This window comes from Sagittula salina, from assembly GCF_017813235.1.
GTDB lineage: Bacteria > Pseudomonadota > Alphaproteobacteria > Rhodobacterales > Rhodobacteraceae > Sagittula > Sagittula salina.
Map to the genome: position 1 here is coordinate 12,641 of NZ_JAGISH010000022.1, position 15,376 is coordinate 28,016.

17 protein-coding genes are annotated in these 15,376 nt (G+C 67.2%); 13 read left to right on the plus strand and 4 right to left on the minus strand.

Translation table 11 applies throughout. The features are described from left to right. Positions 1–53: 53 nt before the first annotated feature. The 13 genes from J5474_RS21525 to J5474_RS21585 all read left to right on the plus strand — a co-directional run bounded on the left by J5474_RS21525 (position 54) and on the right by J5474_RS21585 (position 12,127). A complete protein-coding gene (locus J5474_RS21525) occupies positions 54–1,358 on the plus strand; it encodes a carbohydrate ABC transporter permease (protein WP_209363963.1) in 1,305 nt (434 codons plus the stop codon). Beyond that, positions 1,355–2,569, plus strand: coding sequence for a carbohydrate ABC transporter permease (locus tag J5474_RS21530; protein WP_209363964.1), 1,215 nt, complete (start codon positions 1,355–1,357; stop codon positions 2,567–2,569). Before J5474_RS21525 ends, J5474_RS21530 begins: the two co-directional genes overlap by 4 nt. Before the next feature lie 136 nt (positions 2,570–2,705). After that, on the plus strand, positions 2,706–3,971 hold the full coding sequence (locus tag J5474_RS21535) for an MGH1-like glycoside hydrolase domain-containing protein (protein ID WP_209363965.1): 1,266 nt from the start codon (positions 2,706–2,708) through the stop codon (positions 3,969–3,971). Further along, a complete protein-coding gene (locus J5474_RS21540) occupies positions 3,953–4,975 on the plus strand; it encodes an ABC transporter ATP-binding protein (protein ID WP_209363966.1) in 1,023 nt (340 codons plus the stop codon). Before J5474_RS21535 ends, J5474_RS21540 begins: the two co-directional genes overlap by 19 nt. 762 nt (positions 4,976–5,737) lie before the next feature. Beyond that, positions 5,738–7,141 (plus strand): F0F1 ATP synthase subunit beta, encoded by a 1,404-nt coding sequence (gene atpD / locus J5474_RS21545; protein WP_209363968.1) that lies wholly within the window; start codon positions 5,738–5,740, stop codon positions 7,139–7,141. Next, positions 7,138–7,593 (plus strand): F0F1 ATP synthase subunit epsilon, encoded by a 456-nt coding sequence (locus J5474_RS21550; protein ID WP_209363970.1) that lies wholly within the window; start codon positions 7,138–7,140, stop codon positions 7,591–7,593. Before atpD ends, J5474_RS21550 begins: the two co-directional genes overlap by 4 nt. Next, the gene (locus J5474_RS21555) at positions 7,590–7,859 is read left to right on the plus strand and encodes an AtpZ/AtpI family protein (RefSeq protein WP_209363972.1); all 270 of its coding nucleotides are present in this window, start codon (positions 7,590–7,592) and stop codon (positions 7,857–7,859) included. The genes J5474_RS21550 and J5474_RS21555 overlap by 4 nt, the downstream gene beginning before the upstream one ends. Beyond that, a complete protein-coding gene (locus tag J5474_RS21560) occupies positions 7,856–8,119 on the plus strand; it encodes an N-ATPase subunit AtpR (protein WP_209363974.1) in 264 nt (87 codons plus the stop codon). The genes J5474_RS21555 and J5474_RS21560 overlap by 4 nt, the downstream gene beginning before the upstream one ends. After that, on the plus strand, positions 8,104–8,787 hold the full coding sequence (locus J5474_RS21565; protein WP_209363976.1) for a F0F1 ATP synthase subunit A: 684 nt from the start codon (positions 8,104–8,106) through the stop codon (positions 8,785–8,787). Before J5474_RS21560 ends, J5474_RS21565 begins: the two co-directional genes overlap by 16 nt. Next, positions 8,784–9,032 carry a F0F1 ATP synthase subunit C gene (locus J5474_RS21570; protein ID WP_209363979.1) on the plus strand — a complete coding sequence of 83 codons (249 nt, stop codon included), beginning with the start codon at positions 8,784–8,786 and terminating at the stop codon, positions 9,030–9,032. The genes J5474_RS21565 and J5474_RS21570 overlap by 4 nt, the downstream gene beginning before the upstream one ends. After that, positions 9,029–9,748 carry a F0F1 ATP synthase subunit B family protein gene (locus J5474_RS21575; protein WP_209363981.1) on the plus strand — a complete coding sequence of 240 codons (720 nt, stop codon included), beginning with the start codon at positions 9,029–9,031 and terminating at the stop codon, positions 9,746–9,748. Before J5474_RS21570 ends, J5474_RS21575 begins: the two co-directional genes overlap by 4 nt. Next, positions 9,735–11,279, plus strand: a complete 1,545-nt coding sequence (locus tag J5474_RS21580; protein WP_209363983.1) for a F0F1 ATP synthase subunit alpha — start codon at positions 9,735–9,737, stop codon at positions 11,277–11,279. Before J5474_RS21575 ends, J5474_RS21580 begins: the two co-directional genes overlap by 14 nt. Continuing rightward, positions 11,276–12,127 (plus strand): F0F1 ATP synthase subunit gamma, encoded by an 852-nt coding sequence (locus tag J5474_RS21585; RefSeq protein WP_209363986.1) that lies wholly within the window; start codon positions 11,276–11,278, stop codon positions 12,125–12,127. Before J5474_RS21580 ends, J5474_RS21585 begins: the two co-directional genes overlap by 4 nt. A 22-nt stretch (positions 12,128–12,149) precedes the next feature. On the opposite strand, the gene acuI is transcribed toward J5474_RS21585, so the two are convergent. The 4 genes from acuI to J5474_RS21605 all read right to left on the minus strand — a co-directional run bounded on the left by acuI (position 12,150) and on the right by J5474_RS21605 (position 15,292). Then, positions 12,150–13,142 (minus strand): acrylyl-CoA reductase (NADPH), encoded by a 993-nt coding sequence (gene acuI, locus J5474_RS21590; RefSeq protein ID WP_209363988.1) that lies wholly within the window; start codon positions 13,140–13,142, stop codon positions 12,150–12,152. Between the two features lies 1 nt (position 13,143). Continuing rightward, positions 13,144–13,749 (minus strand): TetR/AcrR family transcriptional regulator, encoded by a 606-nt coding sequence (locus tag J5474_RS21595; protein WP_342454081.1) that lies wholly within the window; start codon positions 13,747–13,749, stop codon positions 13,144–13,146. A 114-nt stretch (positions 13,750–13,863) separates the two neighbouring features. Continuing rightward, positions 13,864–14,520 (minus strand): alpha/beta family hydrolase, encoded by a 657-nt coding sequence (locus J5474_RS21600; protein ID WP_209363991.1) that lies wholly within the window; start codon positions 14,518–14,520, stop codon positions 13,864–13,866. Continuing rightward, positions 14,513–15,292, minus strand: a complete 780-nt coding sequence (locus tag J5474_RS21605; RefSeq protein ID WP_209363992.1) for a TIM barrel protein — start codon at positions 15,290–15,292, stop codon at positions 14,513–14,515. Before J5474_RS21605 ends, J5474_RS21600 begins: the two co-directional genes overlap by 8 nt. Positions 15,293–15,376: the final 84 nt, after the last annotated feature.

Consider the following 15,376-nt stretch of genomic DNA (forward strand, 5'->3'; position numbering starts at 1 on the left):
CGGCGGGGCGGGCCTTCACTGGCCCGCCTCCCCTCAGTAGCCGGGGCGATACCATGCCTGACCACACCAGACCCGCAGGCCCCACGACTGGCCCCACGACTGGCCCAACGACTGGCCCCACGACTGGCCCACCCGCCGCGACCGGCCCGTTGGCGCGTCGGGAGGCACGTCTGGCCTGGTCGCTGCTTGCGCCGACGCTATTCGCCGTCGCCGCCGTTGTGATCCTGCCGCTGCTTGCGGTGTTCTGGATCAGCGTCAAACCGGTCCAGCTTGCCGATCTGCGCGCCCCCGCCCCGGTTGCGCGAGAGGACTTGCGTGGGCGTCCCGAAGCGGCCGGTGACGAGGCTACCCTGCGCTATCGCCTGCGCAACTCCAGCCAGGACCAGACGATCAGCCGCGTGGCCCTGACGGACATCTGGACCGATGGGTTGACGGCAAGGGAGATCGACCCTCGCTGCACGCTTGAGGGTTCACACTTCCGCTGCAATTTCGGCGATTGGGAGGGCGGCTATCGGGAAACGCTGGAGATTCCCGTGATCGTGGACCAAGCCTATTTCGACAACGGTACGGACGTGGACGCCACCGCCGTCATCCTTACCGGCGACGCACAATCGGTCTTGACCTCGAACGACTTCACCCTCGGCAATTTCAGGGCGATCTTCGACGGCGGCGAGTTCTGGAGCGTCCTGGGTGTGACGCTCTTTTACACCGTGTTCGGCACTATCGGTACACTGGTCGCAGGGCTCTTCGCCGCCTTGCTGCTGAACCACTCATTCCGCGGGCAGGGCATCCTGCGCGGGCTCTACCTGTTTCCCTATGTGGCGCCGGTCATCGCCGTGGCCTTTGCGTGGCTGCTGCTGCTCGACCCGTTCTCGGGGTCGTTGAACGCGCTCCTGGTGCAGATGGGCGTGACCGGCGCGCCAATCAATTTCTTCGGCCAGAAGCCGCTAGCGCTTGTCACGGTGACCGCCTTCGAAATCTGGCGCTATTTTCCGCTGTCATTCCTTTTCATCCTCGCCCGGATGCAGTCGATCGACACCGACATGTACGAAGCCGCCGAGATGGACGGCGCCTCGCCATTCCAGAAGTTCTGGTATCTCAGTCTGCCGATGCTGCTGGGCATTCTGTCGGTGCTGTTCCTGCTGCGCTTCATCTGGACCTTCAACAAGTTCGACGACATCTTCCTGCTGACGGGAGGCAACGCGGGGACGCGGACGCTGACGGTGAACGTCTACGAACAGTCCTTTGCATTGTCGAACATCGGCGCGGGCGCAGCGGTGGCAGTGGTGATCTTCGGCTGCCTGCTGTTGTTCTCCGTCTTCTTCTTCAAGTTCATCAGCCGGGAGGAGGGCCTGTGAAAGTGCTGCGCCACGGATACGTCACCGCGCCAGTCCTTGGCGCGCTCTGGATGATCATCGTCGCCACGACCGTTTCGGTCGCCATGTCCTTTGCTACCGGGGCGGCCTTCCGGCCCTCGGTGATCGGGGCGCTTCTTCTGGGCGCACTCCTTGGCGTCGCAGCGCTGCACCTGCAATCGCTTCGGACCACCCCGGCGCTTGGTGTGGTGGCGACGGGGGTGCTGCTTGCGATGGGTGTCGGGCCAGCGGTCACGGGAATCGGCGTTTCTTTCCTGTCGCTGGCACTGACAGCGCTGGCAATCGGGATCGGCTTCGGGTGGCCGCTGGCGCGCTTCGTGCAGGACATGCCCACGGGGCACCTCACCCGCCACGAGTTCGAGGGCGCGCTGATCCAGTTTCTCATGGCGACCGGCTATATCGTCTTCACCGCCATCGTCGTCATTCCCTTCTACGTCATGGTGATGACCTCGCTGAAGAACCAGGCCGAGTTGATTCAAAACCCGCTGGATTTCTCCATCGACCTCAGTCAGGGTTGGGGGCTTTTCCGTTCCTACATCGAGCTGATCCGCGACTTTCGCTTTGGCGAATACCTCTGGACCTCCTTTTATATCTCCGTGCTGACGGTGCTCATCACGCTAGCCTTCGCCATCCCCGGCGCCTACGCCGTGGCACGGCTGAGGTTCCGCGGGCGGGCGCTGTTCTCGCGATCGATTCTGCTGATCTACATGGTGCCGATGATCGTTCTCGCCCTGCCGATCTACATCGCCTTCTCCATGACCGGCTTGCGAAATTCCATCGCCGGGATCGTGATGATCTACCCGGTTACGACCATTCCCGTCGCCCTTTACATGCTGCAGGGATACTTTCGCGGGCTGCCCGCCGAGATCGAGGAAGCTGGGCTGATGGACGGGCTCACGCGCCTGCAGGTGATCTGGAAGATCACCATGCCCCTATCGCTTCCCGCGCTGGCCTCCGTGTCTCTCTACGTCTTCATGATCGCCTGGAACGAGTTCCTGCTGGCCTTCATGCTGCTTGACGACCCGTCAAAGTTCACCCTGACACGCGGCATCGCCTCGCTGAACTCCTCCGAAATCCCGCGCCAGCACCTGATGGCCGGCTCGGTCATCGCCACGCTGCCGATCATGGCGATCTTCCTCGGGCTGGAGCGGTTTATGACAAAGGGCCTGACGGCTGGCAGCGTGAAAGGCTGAAGAATGGGACAAAAAGCAATTGAAAGGCTCCGAATTCGACCTGTAGCCGCGCCACTGGCGCCTCATCCCCACGGAATTACCGGTTTGAATGACGAATGCGTCGGGAAAACGCCCGGCGCCGGGGGGGCGTGGCCAAATGCCTGATCTCGATACCAGGGCCCGCGCCATTCTGGCGCGCAACGACCGTGGCGGCTACACCGTGCCGACTGCGGGACTCTATCCCTACCAGTGGAACTGGGACAGCGTCTTTGCCGCCATGGGTTTTGCCGAACACGACCTTCCGCGCGCCTGGGCGGAGATCGAAACGCTTTTCTCCGGCCAATGGGCAAATGGCATGGTGCCGCACATCCTGTTCCACAAGGTAGATCCCTCGTACTTCCCCGGACCGGACGTCTGGGGCGGCACCGGCCCTCTGCCCTCCTCGGGGATCTCGCAACCGCCCATCGCCGCCACCTTCATCCGTGCGCTGTACGAGCGCGACCGCCCCGCCGGTGAGGCCCACGTTCGCGCGCTGGTTCCGAAACTGTGCGACTGGCACCGATGGTTCTTTGACTGGCGCGGCGAGGATGGCGCGATCTGTGTCAGCCACCCCTGGGAAACGGGCCGCGACAACACGCCGGACTGGGACGCGCCATTCGCCGCGATCCAACCGGAGGGGATAGACGACTACGCCCGGCGCGACACCTCCCATGTGGCAGAGGACGAACGCCCCCGCTCCTACGATTACGACCGCTATCTCTACCTCGTGAAGATCGGGCGGGAGAGCCGTTGGGACGAGGCGCATATCAAATCCGCCTCCCCCTTCCGCGTCGCGGACCCGACCATGACTTTCACGCTGTTGCGCGCCAACCGCGATCTGCTGGCGCTTTGCCAGGCGATGGGAGAACCGAACTGCGAAATCGAAAGCTGGATCACAGCCCTCGCTGCGGGATCGGAGCATCTATGGAACCCGGATATCGGCTCCTACGACTGTCTCGACATCCGAACGGGGCGTCATTCCGGGGTGATCTCCAACGCCTCGCACCTCGCGTGGTACGCGGGGGTCGGCGGCGACCGGATGCTCGGGCATTACGACCGGATCATGGGTGCCGTGCGCTTCGGCATGCCCTCTACCGACCCCGGGCACCACGCCTATGAACCCCGCCGCTACTGGCGTGGACCGGTCTGGGCAATGATGAACTGGCTCATCGCCATCGGGCTGGCCGAAGCCGGCCACGCCGCCCGCGCCGAGGCGCTGCGCCGCAACACCGCCGATGTCATCGCGACCGGCGGCTTCGCCGAATATTTCGACCCGCGCGATGGCAGCCCGGCAGGCGGGCGCGATTTCACATGGACCGCCGCCACCTGGCTGGCCTGGGCCTCTCCGACGACGAAAGGGATCACATGTCCAGCATCGAGTTGAAATCGATCGAGAAGTGGTTCGGTAACGTGCAGGTCATCAAGGGCGTCGATCTGAGGATCGAAGAAGGCGAGTTCATCATTTTCGTCGGCCCGTCAGGCTGCGGAAAATCGACCCTTCTGCGGATGATCGCCGGCCTCGAGGAGACATCGCGCGGCCAGATCATGATCGACGGCCGCGACGCCACCGCCGAGGCACCGTCTAAACGCGGCCTGACAATGGTCTTTCAGAGCTACGCGCTTTATCCCCACATGTCGGTGCGCGACAACATGGGTTTTTCGCTGAAGGCCGCTGGCGCGCCGAAAACCGAGATCGACGAGAAGGTGAACCGGGCCGCCGAGGTTCTGAAACTGGTGCCCTACTTCGACCGGCGCCCGAAGGACCTTTCCGGCGGGCAGCGCCAGCGGGTGGCCATCGGCCGTTCCATCGTGCGCGACCCGACGGCGTTCCTTTTCGACGAACCGCTGTCGAACCTTGACGCAGCGCTGCGCGTGGAGATGCGCTACGAAATCGCCAAGCTGCACCATTCGCTCGGGGCCACGATGATCTACGTCACCCACGACCAGGTGGAGGCAATGACCCTCGCGGACCGGATCGTGGTGCTGGAGGCGGGGCGCATCGCGCAGATCGGCACCCCTAGGGCGCTCTATGAACGGCCCGAGAACCTCTTTGTTGCGCAGTTCATCGGCAGTCCGAAGATGAACGTGTTCCCGGCCGGCGCCGTCGGGCAGGACGAGGCTGGACGCGGCGCAGCCAGCCTCGGCGCCCGTCCCGAACATATTACGGTGGTCCCTCACGGCGCGGGCGCGCTTGACGGCGTGGTCGACGTGGTGGAATACCTTGGCGCCGATACCTTCCTCATCGTTGACTGCGGCACAGCGGGCCAGATCACGGTGCGCATCAAGGGCGACACAGACCTGGCACCCGGAACGCCGCTCGGCCTTGCCTTCGCAACGGGAAAAATCCACAGGTTCGACGCCAGGGGCCAGGCTCTGCACAGCATGTAACCCACATGGTTTCTCGCCGCCCCCGCCCGATGCCGAGCCACAGAAGGTGCATCCCGCCGCGACCAGAGCGCGGTTGGACTTCCTCAGCGCTCCAATGCCGCGACCGCCACGCGGACGCATTTTTCCAGCCAGCTCCGCTGCCCGGACGCGGCCGCCTCGCCGCCCGGCAGTGTGTGAGAGCGAACTCATCACGCAAACTTCGAGCACTGCTCATTGTTGGACGCGTATAACCTCACTGCGGCAAAAATTCACGGCAACCTGAGACGGCAATCGCACCTGCAGGATTCGCGGCGTCTGGAACCTCGCGCTTTTGCAGCGCACGGAGGGGCGCCGCCGGGCGGAGGAGGCTTGACTGGCGAAGCCCACCGGCGGCCCGACGGACCCCGAGCAAACGTCTGGCCCGGAGGGCAAAAACGTCGGAAGGCGCCCCCCCGACCCGCGCCTGAAGGCAAAATTGCATTCGGTGCGCGCCCGCGACGATCGGCCACGCGGGGCCGCGCGGCCCCTGCCACAAGCGTCTTCATGCATCAAACGCCCACCGAGGCACCCTGACGGCTGGGCCTTCCCGGCAGGTTTTATCCGCGCCGCTTGCCGTGCCGCGCGCTTTCCGCATCATGACCAGTGACGGGTCTCCGATTCCAACGACCTGAACGCGCGGCTTTGTCATGCTGCCGCGCCTGGCGGAAGGATTGACATGCACGGGATTTCACGGCTCTGCGAACTGATTACGGCCCGACCCGAGACCAGGGAGGGCAGTACGACATGAGCGACGCCGCCCATGTCGTGGCCGTGCGCGGGCCGGTGATCGACTTCGCCTGCGAGGGCGCGCTTCCCGCCGTGGGCACTGCGGTGATCGTCGATCTCGAAGGCTACGACATCACTTGCGAAGTGCAGGCGCACCTCGGAGATGGCCGCTTTCGCGCCATTGCCTTGCAACCGACGCAAGGGCTGTCGCGGCGGATGCCCGCCACGCTCACCCATAGGCCGATCACCGTGCCGGTGGGCCCCGCGACACTGGGGCGGCTGCTGAATGTTCTGGGGGATCCCGGGGACGATGGCCCTGCCCTACCCGCCGACACACCGCGCCGCGCCATCCATCAGCCGGTCCCGCCGCTCTCCCGCGCCAAGGCCGCGATCGAGGTCTTCTCTACCGGGATCAAGATCCTCGACCTGCTCGCGCCCTTGGCACAGGGCGGCAAGGCCGCGCTTTTCGGCGGTGCGGGTGTGGGCAAGACGGTTCTGGTGACCGAACTGATCCACGCGATGGTAACAGGCTACGATGGCGTTTCGGTTTTTGCCGGGGTGGGCGAGCGGTCCCGCGAGGGGCACGAGATGCTGCACGACATGGGGCAATATGGCGTGCTCGACCGCACCGTTCTGGTTTACGGCCAGATGAACGAACCGCCCGGCGCTCGCTGGCGGGTTCCGCTGACCGCGCTGACCATCGCGGAACACATCCGCGACGAGGACCGGCGCAACGTGCTGCTGCTCATGGATAACGTCTTTCGCTTTGTCCAGGCGGGGGCGGAGGTCTCCGGACTGCTCGGGCGGATGCCGTCCCGCGTAGGCTACCAGCCCACGCTGGAGACCGAGGTTGCGGGCCTGCAGGAGCGCATTGCGTCGGGTCGCCATGCCGCCATCACCGCGATCGAGGCCGTCTATGTGCCCGCCGACGATTTCACAGACCCGGCGGTGTCCGCAATCAGCACGCATATGGACAGCACCGTTGTGCTGTCGCGTGATCTTGCCGCGCAGGGCATCTACCCGGCAATCGACCCGTTGCACACCACCTCCGTGCTGCTCGATCCCGCCATCGTGGGCGCGGATCACGCCAGAACGGCGGCCGACGTGCGCGAGATCATGGAACGCTACGAGGAATTGCGCGATGTCATCGCCATGCTCGGGGTCGAGGAACTGGGGAGGGAGGAACAACTGATGGTCGGACGCGCCCGCCGCCTGCAACGCTTCCTGACTCAGCCCTTCTTTGTGGCGGCCCCGTTTACCGGGATGGAGGGGCGCAGCGTGGCTGTCGCGGACACAATCGCCGGCTGCCGCCGCATTGTCGACGGTGGTTGCGACGATTGGGCAGAGGCTTCGTTCTACATGATCGGCGACCTTGGCGAGGCGGAGGCGCGCGAAGCGGCCCGCCGCAAGGGCGCGGCATGACCGCGCTCTCGCTCATCGTGGAGACGCCGCTTGAACGGGTGGTCGAGGTCTCCGGCGTGGCGTCGCTCAGGGGGGAGGACGCCAGCGGCGGCTTTGGCATCCTCCCCGGGCACGCCGATTTCGTCACCGTCATCGACGCGGGCGTGCTGCGCTGGCGGGGCACTGCGAACCCGTGGCGGTTTTGCGTGCTGCGTGGCGGGGTCTTTTCCATGACCGGCGGCCAGGCCGTGCACGTCGCCTGCCGAGAAGCGATCACCGGCGATGACCTTGCCAACCTTCAGGTCGAGGTCCGCCGCGCCCGGGCAGAGATCGAGGATGCCGCCCGCAAGGCCCGCACAGACAGTGCGAAACTGCACGCCCGGGCCATCCGCCGTCTGATGCGCGGGCTGGCGCTCGGCCCTGACTCGCTGGCCGGCGAACTCGTGCATCTCGACGGGGAGGACGCACCATGAGCGACCCCCGCTCCGAGGAAGCCGCCCGCCGCGCCGATGCCCGCGCCCGCGCCGGACGCGAAGACCCCGAGCCCTCTCTCGCCCGCCGTTTCGGACAGATCGGCGTGCTGGGCTGGCTCATCGTCCTGCCGATCCTCGCAGGAATCTATGCGGGGCATCGGCTAGACCGCTGGCTCGGCACCGGCATCATGCTCTCCGCCGCGCTCCTGCTGGTGGGGGCGGTGCTGGGCCTTTGGCTGGCCTTCAGATGGATGCACGACCAATGACGACGCTTCTATGCCTCGCCGCCGGCCTCGTGGGCCTGGCAACCGGATGGCTGCACTTTGCCACGCTGGCACGCGTGACCGACCTGCTGCTGGAAGGGCGGCTTGCGGGCGTGGCTCTGCAACTGGGCCGCTTCGGCCTGACCGGCGGTTTTCTCGCGCTTTGCGCAGGGGCGGGCTGGCCGGTACTGCTGTCGGGCGCGGCGGGGATCATGGCGGGGCGCGCCCTCGTTCTGTGGAGGGCGCAATGGACAACCCGCTGACGACAACCACCGCCTTCACCCTCGGCTCAGTTGCGGTCACCTGGCCCGTCGTCACCACCTGGGGCATCATGGCAGCGCTGACGCTGGCCTCCATCCTCGTCAGCCGCCGCCTGTCGCCCCGGCCGGGCCGGGTGCAGGCGGTGGCGGAACTGCTGGTGGAGACGCTCGATTCGGAAATCACCGCCACCATCCCCGGCGACCCCGCCCGTTTTCGCGCGCTGATCGGCACCCTGCTGCTGTTTATCCTGATCGCCAACCTTTCCTCCCTCGTTCCGGGGGTGGACCCCCCCACCGCGCATCTCGAAACCGACGCGGCGCTGGCTGCCATAGTGTTTGTCGCCAGCGTCGGCTGGGGCATCCGGACGCAGGGCGTCGGCGGCTGGCTCGCGGGCTTCGCGCGTCCCAGCTGGGTCATGCTGCCCCTCAACCTTGTCGAACAGATCACCCGGCACCTGTCGCTTACCGTGCGCCTCTTCGGCAACGTCATGAGCGGCGTCTTCATCATCGGCATCATCCTCTCGCTCGCGGGTCTGCTGATCCCGATCCCACTCATGGCGCTCGACCTCCTGACCGGCATCGTGCAGGCGTACATCTTCGCCACCCTCGCGATCGTCTTCATCGGCTCCGCCGTTTCCGGCAAAGAGCCCCCCGAAAAGGACCCTTCATGAATGATATGATCCAGATCGTCAGCATCTTCTCCGCCGCGCTGTCCGTGGGCCTCGGTGCCATCGGCCCCGCGCTGGCCGAAGGCCGCGCTGTGGCCTCCGCCGTCGACGCCATCGCGCGACAGCCAGAGGCCGCTGGCACCATCTCTCGCACGCTCTTCGTCGGCCTCGCCATGATCGAGACGACCGCCATCTATTGCCTCGTACTGGCGCTCCTGCTGCTGTTCGCGAACCCCTTCGTGGCATGACCTTCGACTTCACCACCTTTGCGCTGCAACTGGTCAACGTCCTGGTGCTGCTGGCGATCCTGCGACACTTCCTGTTCCGCCCGGTCGCCGACATCATCGCCCGCCGCAAGGCCCAGACGGAGGCCGCGCTCGATGCGGCCGCGCAGGCGCGGACAGAGGCAGAGACCGCCACCGCGCAGGCCCATGCGCAAGCCGCCGAACAGACCGCCGCCCGTGCCGCCATCCTCGAAGCCGCCACGCGGGAGGCCGGTAGCCGTCGCGCCGAACTGCTGGATAAGGCGCACGAGGAGGCCGCGCAAATTGTGGCGGAAGGCCGCGCCGCCCGCAGCCACGAGCGCGAGGCGGAAGACGAGCGTGCCCTGACCCGGCTGCGCGACCTCTCGGTGGCCGTGGCCCGGCAGGCGCTGGCGGCGCAACCGCCGGACATGCAGGGCTACCTCGACCGCCTCGCCGCGACGCTGGCGGCCATGCCTGAGGGGGATCGCAAGGCCCTGCTGAGCGGACCGCTGACACTGGTCTCCGCCGCACGTTTGCCTGACGCCCTTCTGCGTCAGGCGCAGGCCGCGCTGGCCCCCTACGGCGCCACGGCAACCCCCGCCACAGATCCCGCGCTGATCGCCGGGATCGAACTGCGGTCTCCCAGCGGCGTGCTGCGCAACTCGCTCGCCCACGACCTCGATCTGCTGGCAAAGGCCCTGCACGATGACCGCGCCTGAAACTGGGCCTGAAACGGGGCCTGAAACGGGACCTGAAACACCCTCCGATCCCGTCCTGACCGCGCTGAAGGACCGGCTCGCCCGCACCCAGCTCGGCCCCGCGGCGGAGGAACGCGGCACCGTGATCGCCGTGGCCGACGGGCTCGCCCGGCTTGCCGGCCTTCCGGGTGCTGGCCTGAACGAAGTCCTCACCTTCGCCACCGGGGCGCGTGGCTTCGTGCTCTCGCTCGAGGAAGACGAGGTGCAGGCCGCCTTCCTCGACAGTGCCGAGGGCATCAGCGCGGGCGATACCGTCACGCGCACTGGAGCCGTGCTGTCCGTCCCGGTGGGCGAGGCGCTGCTGGGCCGGGTGCTGGACCCATTGGGCGGTCCGCTTGACGATCTGCCTGCGCCGGAAACGAGCGCGACTCTGCCCGCCGAACGCCCCGCTCCCAGCATCATCGACCGCGACTTCGTCTCCGAACCGCTGGCCACCGGGCTTCTGGTAGTCGACGCGCTGTTTGCCATCGGGCGCGGTCAGCGCGAGTTGATCGTAGGCGAACGCCAGACCGGGAAGACCTCCATCGCCGTGGACGCCATCCTGAACCAGACGGATGGCGATGTGATCAGCATCTACTGCGCCATCGGCCAGCGCAGCACCGCCACAGCCCGCGTCATCGACACGCTGCGCCATTTCGGAGCGCTGTCGCGCACAATAACCGTGGTCGCGGACCCGGCGGGCGAACCGGGGCTGCGCTGGCTGGCGCCCTTTGCTGCCACCGCCATGGCCGAATGGTTCCGCGACCGTGGGCGGCAGGTGCTCATCGTTTACGACGACCTCACCAAACACGCCGCCACTCACCGCGAACTCGCGCTGCTCGCCCGCCAGCCCCCGGGGCGCGAGGCATATCCCGGCGACATCTTCTACCTGCACGCGCGGTTGCTGGAACGCGCAGGGAAACTGTCCGGCGCGCTCGGCGGCGGCTCTCTCACCGCGCTGCCCATCGCGGAGATCGACGCGGGCAATCTCTCTGCCTATATCCCGACGAACCTCATCTCCATCTCCGACGGACAGATCGTGACCTCCGGCGCGCTGTTCGCCGCCAACCAGCGCCCGGCGGTGGACGTCGGCCTTTCGGTCAGCCGTGTCGGCGGCAAGGCCCAGCCCGGCGCGATGAAGGCCGTGGCCGGGCGGCTGCGGCTCGATTACGCGCAGTATCTGGAGATGAAGATGTTCTCCCGCTTTGGCGGCTTTGGCGACGCTACCACATCGGCACGGCTGAAACGCGGAGAGGCCATAGCAGCGCTTCTGGCGCAGGATCGCTTTCAGCCGATGCCGCTTGCGGTGCAGGTGGCGCTTCTGGCGGCGCTCGACGCGGGCGCGCTGGATGGCGTGCCCGAAGACCGCATTGCCGCGCTCAAGCCCCGGCTGCCTGCCGCCCTCACCGCCGAGCCGGCGCTGGACGGCTTGCGCGCCGATCCCGCGACACTGTCGGAGGAAGCCCGCGCCGCCTGCACCGCGCAGGTCACGCGCCTGCTGGAACAGCCATGACGGAGCGGCTTGAAGACGTCCGCCGCCGCCGCGCCGTGATCGACGACATCGGAGAGGTCGTGGGCGCGCTCAGGGCCATTGCCTCGGGCCGCGTGTCGGAGGCCCACGGCGCCCAGCGCGCCATCTCCTCCTATGATGCGCAGGTCTCGGACGCGCTGTCGCGCCTTGCCGCCCCCGCCGCCATTGTACAGCAAGGGCCGGGTCTCGCACTGGTGGTGGGCGCTGCGCAGGGGTTCTGCGGCGGCTACCCCGCCCGCGTGGCAGAGGCGGCGCTGCAACTGCCGCCCGACACCGGCCTTCTGGTGATCGGACAGCGCACCCGCGCCATGTTGGAGGTTGCCGGGTCTACACCGCTCTGGTCCGCCGACATGCCCACCGCCGCGCGCTTCGTCCCGCCGCTGGCCAGCGCCGTTACCGACGCGCTGCTGCACTTCGGAGAGGATCACCCCGGCCCGATCCGCGCGCTGTCGGGTCACGACGCGCCCGGTCTGCCGGTGAAGGAATGGCAGGTCTGGCCGCCCGAAGCGTCCGATGACGCGCCCCGAAGCCCCCCCGCTCTGCCGTTGACCACCCTGTCCGTGCCCGCCCTGATCCGCGCCCTCCTGGCAGAGGCCCTCTTTGCCGAGGTCGCCCGGACACTGATGACTGGACTGCAGATCGAGAACCGCGCCCGGGTAGAGGCCATGGCCCGCGCGCAATCCAGCCTCAAGACGCGCCGCGCCGAGGTCGACCAGCAGTACCGGCAGGCCCGGCAAGAGCAGATGACCACCGAGGTCATCGAACTCTCGACCGCCGGGCAGGCCGCGGGAGGCCGGGCAGCGGGCGGGCAGACAGCGGGCGGGCGCTAGGCATCCCGCCCGCCATCAGATCTCAGCCCAGTTCGGGCGCCACCGGCACGACGATGCGCCCGCGCACCTGACCATCGAGGAACTTCGGCGCCGTCTCGATCACCTTGTCCATGGGCACCTCCACCGAGGCTCCGCCCAGCTTTTCCAGATCCAGCTCCGCCGCCAGAAGCCGCCACGCCTCCCGGCGTTTCTCGGATGGGCACATCACGCTGTCCACACCCGCAAGCGTCACACCGCGCAGAATGAAAGGCACCACGGATGTCGGCAGGTCCATCCCCGCCGCCAGTCCGCAGGCCGCTACCGTGCCGCCGTAGCGCATCATCGACAGCAGGTTCGCCAGAACCGTGCTGCCCGCTACATCGACGGCCCCCGCCCAGCGCTCCTTGTTCAGCGGGCGCACCTTGCCGGACAGTTCCGCCCGATCGACGATGGACGTGGCCCCGAGCCCCGTCAGGTAGTCCGCCTCCGATGCGCGCCCTGTCACCGCGGCGACGTCAAAACCTCGGCCGGCCAACAGCAGCGTCGCGACGGACCCGACACCCCCCGCAGCACCCGTCACCGCCACCTCTCCAGAGGCGGGCACCACGCCGTGCGCCTCCAGCGCCATGACACACAGCATTGCCGTGTAGCCCGCCGTGCCGATCTCCATCGCCTGCCGCATGGAGATCCCTTCCGGAAGCGGCACCAGCCAGTCGCCTTTCACCCGCGCGGTCTTTGCCAGCCCGCCCCAGTGTACCTCTCCGACGCCCCACCCGTTCAGCACGACGTGATCGCCCACCGCATAATCGGGGTGCGCGCTTTGCGTTACCACCCCGGCAAAGTCGATCCCCGGCACCATCGGAAACTTGCGCACCACGGGTGCCGTGCCGGTAATCGCGAGCGCGTCCTTGTAGTTCAGCGTCGACCAGGCAACGTCGATCCGGACATCGCCCTCCGGCAGCATGTCCTCTCCGACCTGCGTGAGTTTGACGCTCTGCGTCTCGTCGGTCTTCTCGATCAGGATTGCATCGAACATTTCAGTCCTCCTTGTCTGTCCCTGCTTGCCGCTGGGGCGTTTCGTCCCGCGCAACCAGCGCGAGAAACGTTTCTGCAAAGTGGCGGAGCGGGTCCGGCCCGCGCTCCATTCTGGCGCGCAATACAGCCCCCTCCCAGCCGGTCCAGAACAGCGACGCCAGCGCCTGAGGATCGGCACCGGGACGCAGCGCGCCCTCGCGGGCGGCCTCCTCCAGCAGCACCGTGGTGCGCGCCTGCCAGTCGGCAAGCACCTCGGCCAGCCGCGCGGCGTAACCGTCCGGCAATGCGCCGGTTTCCTGCCCAAGCACGCCGACCAGACAACCGCGCGTATACCCGTGCCGGGCCATTCCCGCCTCCGCCGCGCGGGTAAAAACGCGGAGCCGTTCCAGCGCCGGGGCAGAGCCCCGAAAACACCGCTGCAATCGCTCCGCAAAATAGTCATGGTAGGCGTCGATCACCGCGGCGCCGAAACCCGCCTTCGACCCGAAATGATGGTAAAAGCTGCCCTTCGGGACACCCGCGGCTTTCAGCAAGTCATCGACGCTGGTTGCCGGGTAGCCGCGCTCTGTCAGCCGCTCAAGCCCGGCACGGATCAGCCGAGTCCGCACTTCCGAACTCTCCGGGGCGGCCTTTGGGCGTCCACGCTTGCGGCGGCCCTCAGGGGTGGCATCAACATGCATGGCTAATTTGTAGACCGCCTCGTCCAGAAATGTCCAGAGCGGTCAGAGCGCCGCGATCCACGTTGCCGTACCGGCCGCCGCCTCGGCAATCAGATCCGCCTGAGTGCGTCCGGTCACCCGCTTTCGCGGTTTGAAGTCGTGATCGCCATCCTGCAGCCATTGCAGGCTGACCGCTTTCGACAACCGGTACCCCGCCACCTCCTCCGGCGTGCCAAAGGGGTCGCGCGTGCCCTGAACGATCCGCACCGGCCTTTCTGCCCTCGCCAGATGCGCCACGCGCAGTTTTTCCGGTTTCCCCTGGGGGTGAAACGGGTATCCGAGGCATAGCACACCCGCGCAATCCGCCCCCTCCGCGATCATGCTGGCGACCCGGCCGCCCAAGGACTTCCCGCCAAGGATCACCCGCCCCGATCCCGGCAGCGCCTCCAGCGCCGCTCGATACTCGTCGCAGAGCATCTCGACCTTGGGCGGCGGCCGCTTCGGCCCGCCCTCCCGCCGCGCCGCCATGTAGTCGAACTCGAACCGGGCCACCCGCAGGCCATGCGATGCCAGCGCCTGCGCCATTTGGTTCATGAACGGCGTATCTATCGCCGCACCTGCGCCATGCGCCAGCAGCACCGTCACCGCGCCCTCTGGCCCGCCTTCTGGCCCGCCTTCTGGCCCGCCTTCTGGCCCATCAAACAGGAACTGTTCAGCCATCGGCCACACCCGCCCGGATCAGGTCAAACGAGGCGCGCAGCCCCTTCACCAACGTGTCGTGCGGCAGTTTCTGGATCTCGGGGGCGAAGATCTCCATGCTCACCGGCCCCGCGTAGCCCGCCGCCATGAGCGCCGCGACCTGCGCCACTGTTCCCAGCCTGTCGTCGCCACTCACCAGCCCCCGGTCGCGGTCCGTGCGGCCGTCGCCGTCGATGCCGGAGACATGCACCATCCCGGTCTGCGCCGGGAACAGCGCGGCCTCCCCCGCCAGCGCGTGATGAAAGGTATCATGCACCAGCCGGAAATGGTGCTGCCCGCCGACGGCCTCGATCGCCTGCTCCGCTTGCGCTTTTGTCTGCAGCACCGTGGCGGCGAACCCCAGCGGTTCCACCAGCGCAATCATCTGCGCCTCCTGCAGCATCGGCAGGATCTCTGCCAGCACGCGCCGGTAGTCGCGCCCGCTGCCGTCGGCACATGGCACGAGACTGATCGCCTCCGCCTCCAGGTCCTGCGCCAGCGCGATGAGCCCGGCGACCTCCTGCAGCACCTCCATACCGCCGGAATCAAACCGCGACACCTGCCCTAGGGTCAGCACCCGCAGCCCGGCCCGCGCCATTTCCTCCGCCACCAGCTCCGGGCGAAAGCCCTCAAAGAGCGCACGACCGAGATCGTTGCGGAACTCGATCCCGACGCAACCGGTCTCCTGCGCGAGCGCAATCATCCCCCGCCAATCGAGCCGTGGCGCCGTCATGTGGTTAAGTGCGAATTCCATGGCCTGTTCCTCCCTGCGCGCCTTTCGCGCGGGGCCGAGCCTCCGCCGCAGGGCGCTCCGGGTCAACGGTGGAAATGGGTAATA

Excerpts from the sequence above, each read along its gene's own strand:
- J5474_RS21550 (WP_209363970.1), top strand. The coding sequence starts at position 7,138 with ATGACCGCGCTCTCGCTCATCGTGGAGACGCCGCTTGAACGGGTGGTC.
- J5474_RS21585 (WP_209363986.1), top strand. The coding sequence starts at position 11,276 with ATGACGGAGCGGCTTGAAGACGTCCGCCGCCGCCGCGCCGTGATCGAC.
- J5474_RS21570 (WP_209363979.1), top strand. The coding sequence starts at position 8,784 with ATGAATGATATGATCCAGATCGTCAGCATCTTCTCCGCCGCGCTGTCC.
- J5474_RS21600 (WP_209363991.1), bottom strand. The coding sequence starts at position 14,520 with ATGGCTGAACAGTTCCTGTTTGATGGGCCAGAAGGCGGGCCAGAAGGC.
- J5474_RS21605 (WP_209363992.1), bottom strand. The coding sequence starts at position 15,292 with ATGGAATTCGCACTTAACCACATGACGGCGCCACGGCTCGATTGGCGG.
- J5474_RS21575 (WP_209363981.1), top strand. The coding sequence starts at position 9,029 with ATGACCTTCGACTTCACCACCTTTGCGCTGCAACTGGTCAACGTCCTG.
- J5474_RS21540 (WP_209363966.1), top strand. The coding sequence starts at position 3,953 with ATGTCCAGCATCGAGTTGAAATCGATCGAGAAGTGGTTCGGTAACGTG.
- J5474_RS21580 (WP_209363983.1), top strand. The coding sequence starts at position 9,735 with ATGACCGCGCCTGAAACTGGGCCTGAAACGGGGCCTGAAACGGGACCT.
- J5474_RS21525 (WP_209363963.1), top strand. The coding sequence starts at position 54 with ATGCCTGACCACACCAGACCCGCAGGCCCCACGACTGGCCCCACGACT.
- acuI (WP_209363988.1), bottom strand. The coding sequence starts at position 13,142 with ATGTTCGATGCAATCCTGATCGAGAAGACCGACGAGACGCAGAGCGTC.
- J5474_RS21555 (WP_209363972.1), top strand. The coding sequence starts at position 7,590 with ATGAGCGACCCCCGCTCCGAGGAAGCCGCCCGCCGCGCCGATGCCCGC.
- J5474_RS21535 (WP_209363965.1), top strand. The coding sequence starts at position 2,706 with ATGCCTGATCTCGATACCAGGGCCCGCGCCATTCTGGCGCGCAACGAC.
- atpD (WP_209363968.1), top strand. The coding sequence starts at position 5,738 with ATGAGCGACGCCGCCCATGTCGTGGCCGTGCGCGGGCCGGTGATCGAC.
- J5474_RS21565 (WP_209363976.1), top strand. The coding sequence starts at position 8,104 with ATGGACAACCCGCTGACGACAACCACCGCCTTCACCCTCGGCTCAGTT.
- J5474_RS21560 (WP_209363974.1), top strand. The coding sequence starts at position 7,856 with ATGACGACGCTTCTATGCCTCGCCGCCGGCCTCGTGGGCCTGGCAACC.